The organism is Chryseobacterium sp. 2TAF14 (assembly GCF_052115105.1).
Classification (GTDB): domain Bacteria; phylum Bacteroidota; class Bacteroidia; order Flavobacteriales; family Weeksellaceae; genus Chryseobacterium.
The window spans coordinates 1-7,734 of record NZ_JBFRGA010000128.1 but is presented as its reverse complement, the minus strand read 5'-3'; the positions used below and the strand labels follow the sequence as shown (position 1 = coordinate 7,734).

Sequence of the window (7,734 nt, the reverse complement as noted above, 5' to 3'; positions counted from 1 at the left end):
ATTTTATGCTGAATGGTTTCGGACATGGGCTTTCTATCTTTTCAACAAAAATAATAAGTCTTGAGCATATTTGAATGATTAAAATTAATATTAAATTCAACAAATGTTTAAGCGATTTTAAACTGCATTCAAGAATCTCTGTTTAAATTTGCATATTGTATCATTTTGATGCAATCAGTAAAATAGATTTGCTGAAATCTTTAATGAAGTCGAATATTTAATTATGAAAAAGTTTATCTTAGGGTTTGCAGTTTTAACCACAGCTTTTATGAATGCACAAACCCAAATCATTGCACACAGAGGTTATTTTCAGACACAGCCTCCAACAACGGAAAACTCTATTACATCTTTACAGAATGCCCAAAAGCTGAAGATCTATGGCTCTGAATTTGACGTAAGAATGTCTAAAGACGGCGTTTTGGTTATCAATCACGATGAGCATCACGGCAAAATGGAAATTTCGGAAACCGATTTTAAAGAACTGGCAAAACTGAAACTTTCAAACGGTGAAAAGTATCCTACATTAAAAGATTATCTGAAATCTGGTAAAAAAGACAAAGCTTTAAAATTAATTGTGGAAATAAAACCTGCAAAAACAGAAGCTTTGGAAAACGAAATCGTAGAAAAAACCATTGCCATGATTAAAGACATGAAGCTTGAAGCTCAATGTGAATATATTTCTTTCAGCTTAAATGTCTGCAAGCAGATCAAAAAACTGGCTCACGATTTTAAGGTGCAATATCTTAACGGAGAGTTATCACCTGAACAAATCAAAAACGAAGGTTTAGACGGGATGGATTATCATTACAGTGTTTTCCAAAAAAACCCGACATGGATCGCTGAAGCAAAAAAAATGGGACTAATCACCAATTCCTGGACGGTAAATGATCCCAAAGTTTACGAAGAACTGAAAGCTCAGGGAATAGGATTTGTTACCACTAATATTCCTGATCAATTGAAAGATAAATAAATCTAATACATCATTTTATAACCATCAATCTGCTTCATGTGAGGCAGATTTTTTGTTTAAAATAAGCTTAGTTTTTCGCTCAGTAGGAGCAATACCTTAGTAGTAAAAACAGTTTCAAACATTTTAAGCTCCGTATGAGCGACACCCTAATCTTCAAATTTCAATTCATAAAAATTGAGTAAAAGCATAAAGCTATTGAATTTAATCTACCAACTGTCAACTAAATCCTATCAACAATTTTTATTTTCTCAGGAAAAGACAATAAAGTTAAGATAAAATAATTCACTTTTTGTATTAAAAATAATTCATTCTTTTAAGGCGCTGTTACTTAAAAGTTTATGCATTATTGTTAAGTGTAAATTCATATAGAGTTTAAAAATTATTTAAAATATGTTAAAATCGTATTAAAGCTATGCTCATCATAGCTTTCTAATTTTGCGCAAACAAAAAATTGTATGCGTAAAGAGACTCAAAAATTACTTCTTTTATCTGTGTTAGGATTGGTGAGCGTGAATATGGCAGCTCAGCAACAGGTGAAGAAAGACACGATCAAGAATATCGATGAAGTTGTAGTGACAGCTTTGGGTATCAAAAGACAAAACAAAGCCTTAGGATATTCTACGGAAACAATCAATTCTGAGCAGCTTTTAAGAACTCAAAATAATCACTGGACGGGTGCTTTGGAAGGAAAAGTAGCAGGTTTGAAAATTCAAACAGCCGGAGCAGGTCCTTTATCAACACCAAGAATTACTTTAAGAGGAGATGTATCGATGAATGGTTTTGATGATCAGGCATTAATTGTATTAGACGGTGTTCCTATGAATTCAAGAACGGTGGGTACTGGAACTCCTGCATATGGAGCAGGTTCAGGAGGAGATGTACCGATTGACTATGGAAACGATTTAAATAGTATTAATCCAGATGATATAGAAAGTATCACAGTTTTGAAAGGACCTACAGCAGCAGCATTATACGGATCTAGAGGTGCAAAAGGGGCTATTATGATTACCACAAAATCGGGTAAAACAAAGCAGGGAAAAATTCAGGTGACTTTAAACTCTTACACTAGTTTTGACTCCGTTTTAAAATGGCCTGATTATCAGTACGAATATGGTCAGGGAACAATGCAGAGAAACTCGAAAGGAGAATATTTTTATTCTTATCAGGCTTCTGCGGACGGAGTAAATACGGGCTCTACAAGCAGTGCTTTCGGACCGAGGTTTGATGGACAAAGCTATTTCCAATATGATCCGACAATCCAGGGACAGAGCAAAGAAAGACAGGCTTGGAGGCCCTACACCAATAATATTAAAGATTTTTGGGAAGTAGGAAGTACGTATTCGAATAATTTATCTCTTGAAAGTTCAAACGAAAAAACAGCTTTCAGAACATCACTTTCTTATCTCAAAAATGAATGGATGATGCCTAATACAGGTCTTGAACGATGGGGTGCAGCGATATCTTTGGATCACAAGATTAATGAAAAGTTTAAAACAAGCGTAAAGTTATCGTATACTCAGACACAGAGTGACAATCTTCCTGCGACAGGATATAACAATCAGTCTATTTCATACTTCATGATTTTCCAGAATCCAAATGTGGATTTGGCTTGGTACAGACCGATTTGGAAAGCAGGACAACAACAGGTTGATCAGATACATCCTTTTAGTTCATACATCGACAATCCTTATTTGATTGCCTACGAAATGACCAACAGTTTAAATAAGAAAAATATCACAGGGAATATTAGTTTAAATTATCAGATTGATAAACACTTTGATGTATTGTTGAGATCAGGGATGATTTGGAATGACGAATTACGTACACAAAGAAGACCATGGAGTTCTGCAAATTATTTACAGGGATATTACCGTGAGCAATATGTAAACGGAATGAATTTTAATAATGATTTAATGATTAATTATAAGAATACATTCGGGCCGGTTAACTTTTCTGCTACTTTGGGCGGTGGCTCACAGTACGAAGAGCAGCTTACCAAAGATTATTTTGCATTAGGTTTAAAAAAAGCTGGAGTTTACAATCTTACGAATGCAGTTACACAACGTTTTGACCTTCCCACACCTTACGACAGAATGGTTAACAGTGCATATGGTTTAGCTACATTTAGTTATCAGGATAAAATTTTTCTTGATTTTACAGCAAGGAATGACTGGAGTAGTACACTTCCTAAAGCAAACCGATCTTATTTTTATCCGTCGGTAGCTTCATCTTTTATTCTTTCAGATATTTTTAATCTTAAAAGTAACCGATTTAATTACTGGAAGTTAAGAGCTTCGTGGTCAAAAGTAGGAAATGATACAACACCTTACCAGCTTCAGAATTATTATAACCCAAGTTTAGCATTTCCGGGATCGATCGAAGTATCAAATAAATTCTTGAATCCTAATTTAAGACCTGAAATGATTACCAATATCGAAGCAGGTATGGATTTCAGCTTATTTAATAACAGATTAAACTATAACGTTACGCTTTATCAAAGTAATTCTGTAGATCAGATTATCAGAAATGTTCCTGTTTTATGGGAAACGGGGTATTCGCAAAGGGTTATCAACTCAGGAGAAATAAGAAACAGAGGAGTAGAAATGATGTTGAACGCGTATCCTTTAAAAAATAAAGACTTCTCATGGAATGTGTCTGCAAACTGGTCGTTGAACAGAAATGAAATTCTTTCTTTACCGGAAGAGTTTAATGGAGAGCCATATGTAATGGGAAGTATTGGTGGTGTAGTTTATTATAATGCCGTAGTAGGAGGTTCTATTGGAGATTTATATGGTTATGGATTAATGTATTCTCCGGATGGACAGGTGATTTATGGTGCAGATGGATTGACTGGAAAACCAACGCAGATGAAAAAGATAGGAAATGCTTTCCCTAAATGGAGAGCAGGTCTCCAAAATGAATTCAGATATAAAAATATTTCATTGAGTTTCTCTTTCGATGGGCAGTATAAAGGGGTAGCATACTCTCAGTCTCATCATAAAATGTCTGAACAGGGTAAGCTTATGCATACTTTAGAAGGAAGAGATAATCCTGGAGGATTAATTATTGGGCAAGGTGTTGTGCAAAATGCAGACGGATCTTATTCGCCAAATACAAAAGGAGTTTTAGCCTCTGCTTATTACAGCGATTATTACAGAAGAGCAAATGTGGAAACCAATACTTTTGATACTTCATTTATTAAATTAAGAGATGCCAGAATTTCTTATTCATTCCCAAGATCAATCACTGAACCTTTAAAAATAACAGACCTTACCCTTGCTCTTTTCGGAAAAAACCTTTGGATGTGGACGAAATTCCCGCTATTTGATCCGGAAGTGGCAACTTTAGATAATGCTACAATTACCCCTGGAGTAGAAATGGGACAATTGCCGACAGCAAGAACGGTAGGTTTTCAACTTAATGTAAAATTCTAAATTTTTAAACATGAAAAAATCAATATTTAAATATTTCATCCTAGCAGGCTTAACTTTGGGATCGGTTTCTTGTGACAGAAGTTTTGACGAAATAAATGTGGATGACAGTAAAATCTATGAGCCGGAAGTTTCAAGTTTCTTAGCTCCAATTCAGTATAATATGGCTTGCGTAGGATATTTACGAGCTAACGATTTCACTTTTGATATTATGCAGGTTTCCTTGGATTTTCCTAATGAAGGAAATACATTAAGCAGATATAACATTACAGAAAACACAGGAGCGGGATTTTGGAATAATAGTTATAAATGGATAAAGCAGGTTTACGATATGAGAAAAGCTGCAATTGATAGTGATGATAAGAATTATGAAGCGATTGCTTTGATTTTGAATGCATGGATTTATTCTAATCTTACAGATACTTATGGTGATGTTCCCTTCACTGAGGCTTCCAGACTTGAAGAGGGAATTTCTCAACCTAAATTTGACCAGCAGAAAACCATCTATCTGCAATTATTGGATGACTTAAAGAGAGCAAATTCTCTTTTTGTAACCACAAAACAACTCACAGGAACCGACCTTTTTTATAATGCGGGAACCGATACAAACGGAATTACCAATTGGAAGAAATTCGGAAACTCTCTGTCATTAAGGTTGTTAACTAGAATATTAAAAAGAAACGGTGAGGTAGATGTGAATGCAAGAATTCAGGAGATTGTTAATAATCCTACTACATACCCTATTTTTTTAAGTAATGCTGAAAGTGCGAAACTTAATGTTACCGGCGCTGCTCCTTTAATGCCTCCGATTGCAAGACCACAGGATTTTACGACGGGAAGAGCTGCTTCAGAGTTTTTTGTGGAAACTTTAAAAGCAAACAATGACCCTCGTATGGCAATGTTTTTTGGTCAGGCGAAAGAGCTTCTACCTCCACAGGCAAATATTGGTTATAAAGGTGCCCCCACAGGATATGCTTACGGAACGGTATTTAATTATCAGCCTTCCAATATGAATCAGAATTTAGCTAAAGGTCCTTTAAATATTCTTATTTTCCCTTACGCTGAATTACAGTTTATCCTTTCAGAACTGGCTTATAAAGGAATTATTTCAGGAAGTGCGCAAACTTTCTATGAAAATGGTGTAAAAGCAACGATTGAACAATGGGGAGCCGTAGTTCCTGCAAATTATTTAACAAATCCTAATGTAGCTTATAATGCAACTTTTGAAAGGATTATGCTGCAAAAATATGTGTCACTGTTTTTCGTGGATCAGCAACAATGGTTTGAGAAAAGAAGAACGGGTTATCCRGTGCTTCCAAATAACGGTGGATTATTAAATAACGGTGTAATGCCTTCAAGGCTAATGTATCCTCCAAATCCAAGAGTTTTAAATACTACTAATTATCAGGCTGCAGTGCAGCTAATGGGCGGCGACAACATCAATACAAAAATGTGGTGGAACCAATAATTAAAAAATAATACTACTTCTAACACATTAGCTATACTATGATTTTGCGTTGAAACTTTGAAATATTTACAACATGTAAGAAGAAAATCTTAGATTTTCAAAAACTAATATGTTCTTCTTTACGGCATAATAAATCTATAGATTTCTAATGTGTAAAATTTTTATAGTAAAATAAATTTAGACAATATTTATAATCAAATTTAATATGAATATAAAATTCTTACTGCCATCTTTACTTATTTCAGCGATGGCATTTTCTCAAACTTCCGTTTCAGGATATGTTTTTGAAGATTTAAACAAAAATCAGAAAAAAGAAAAACGTGAAAAAGGAATTGAAAATGTAGCCGTTTCAAACGGAGCTCAGGTTGTTTTAACCGATAAAAACGGAAGATACAGCTTGCCGGTAACTGACGGTCAGACAATTTTTGTCATTAAACCATCGGGTTACATGGTGGCTTTAAATCAAAATAATTTACCACAATATTATTATCAGTACAAACCAAAAGGTTCACCAGCAGATTTTAAATACAAAGGAACTGCACCAACAGGAGCGCTTCCGAAAGAATTAAATTTTGCTTTACATAAACAGAACGAAAGCAAAAACTTTGATATTTTGGTTTTCGGAGATCCGCAACCTTACACCGAAAAACAATTGGATTATTTTAAAAGAGCAATTGTAAACGAAGTAAAATCGACCAAGAAAAACGCAGTTTTCGGGATCAGTCTTGGAGATTTGGTAGGTGATGATCTGAGTCTGCAGAAACCTTATGCTGATGTGATGAAAGAGATCGGTCTGCCTTGGTACAACGTGATGGGAAATCATGATATGAACTATGATGCGAAAGAAGACCAGCTTTCAGACGAAACTTTTGAGGCTAATTTTGGTCCTGCAAATTATTCTTTCAATTACGGAAATGTACATTTTATTGTACTTGATGATATTCTTTATCCAGATCCAAGAGACGGCAAAGGATATTGGGGAGGTTTCAGAGACGATCAGGTTCAGTTTATCGAAAACGATTTAAAACTAGTAGATAAAAATAAATTGGTTGTTGTTTCTTTTCACATTCCTTTGGATCATAATAATGAAGATAATTTCAGAAATGCAGACCGCCAGAAATTGTTTGATGCGCTTTCTCCGTTTGCAAATGCATTGATGTTGTCGGCTCACACTCACATTCAGCAGCAGATTTTTTATGGAAAAGCTCAAGGCTGGAAAGGCACAAAAGATCTTCATGAATATAATGTAGGAACTACTTGCGGAGATTGGTGGTCCGGAACCTCAGACGAAATCGGTTTACCTACTTCTACAATGAGAGACGGTACTTCAAAAGGATATTCTTTCATCAGTTTTAACGATAATCAGTACAAAGTAAAGTACAAAACAGCAGGAAAACCTGAAGATTATCAGATTCAGTTGTATGTTCCAAAAGTGATTCCTCATCCATCGAAAACTTCGGCTAAAATTTTGGCAAATTTCTTTATGGGAAGCAAAAAAGATAAAGTAGAATACAGGATTGACGGCGGAAAATGGGAAGAAATGGAGTACAGCGAAACCATCGATCCTAACTTCGCAAACTCAGTTTTTAAATGGGATTCTACAGATAAAATTTTCCCGGGAAGAAGACCTTCAAATCCGGAACAGTCAAAACACATCTGGATGGGTGGTTTTGGAAACAAATTAACACTCGGAAAACATAAAGTTGAGGTTAAAGCTTACGATATGTACGGAAACGAGTTTTCGGCATCACAAGAATTTGAGGTTCAAAACTCGGTTCTTATTCCATAGAATCAGTTTTTACTTTTTATATATTACTTTCAGAAACCGGCTTATTCGTAAGTCGGTTTTGTTGTAAATAACAGAT

The 7,734-nt window shown here is 35.0% G+C and carries 4 protein-coding genes; all 4 read left to right on the top strand.

Annotation, left to right across the window (positions count from 1 at the left end; genetic code table 11):
- Positions 1–223 precede the first annotated feature (223 nt).
- Positions 224–970 carry a glycerophosphodiester phosphodiesterase gene (locus tag AB4Y90_RS12715; RefSeq protein WP_441557942.1) on the top strand — a complete coding sequence of 249 codons (747 nt, stop codon included), beginning with the start codon at positions 224–226 and terminating at the stop codon, positions 968–970.
- A 455-nt stretch (positions 971–1,425) separates the two neighbouring features.
- A complete protein-coding gene (locus tag AB4Y90_RS12710; RefSeq protein ID WP_441557941.1) occupies positions 1,426–4,404 on the top strand; it encodes a SusC/RagA family TonB-linked outer membrane protein in 2,979 nt (992 codons plus the stop codon).
- Between the two features lie 10 nt (positions 4,405–4,414).
- Entirely contained in the window at positions 4,415–5,869 is a 1,455-nt protein-coding gene (locus AB4Y90_RS12705) for a SusD/RagB family nutrient-binding outer membrane lipoprotein (RefSeq protein WP_441557940.1), read from the top strand.
- 205 nt (positions 5,870–6,074) lie between these two features.
- The gene (locus AB4Y90_RS12700; RefSeq protein WP_441557939.1) at positions 6,075–7,658 is read left to right on the top strand and encodes a calcineurin-like phosphoesterase C-terminal domain-containing protein; all 1,584 of its coding nucleotides are present in this window, start codon (positions 6,075–6,077) and stop codon (positions 7,656–7,658) included.
- Positions 7,659–7,734 lie beyond the last annotated feature (76 nt).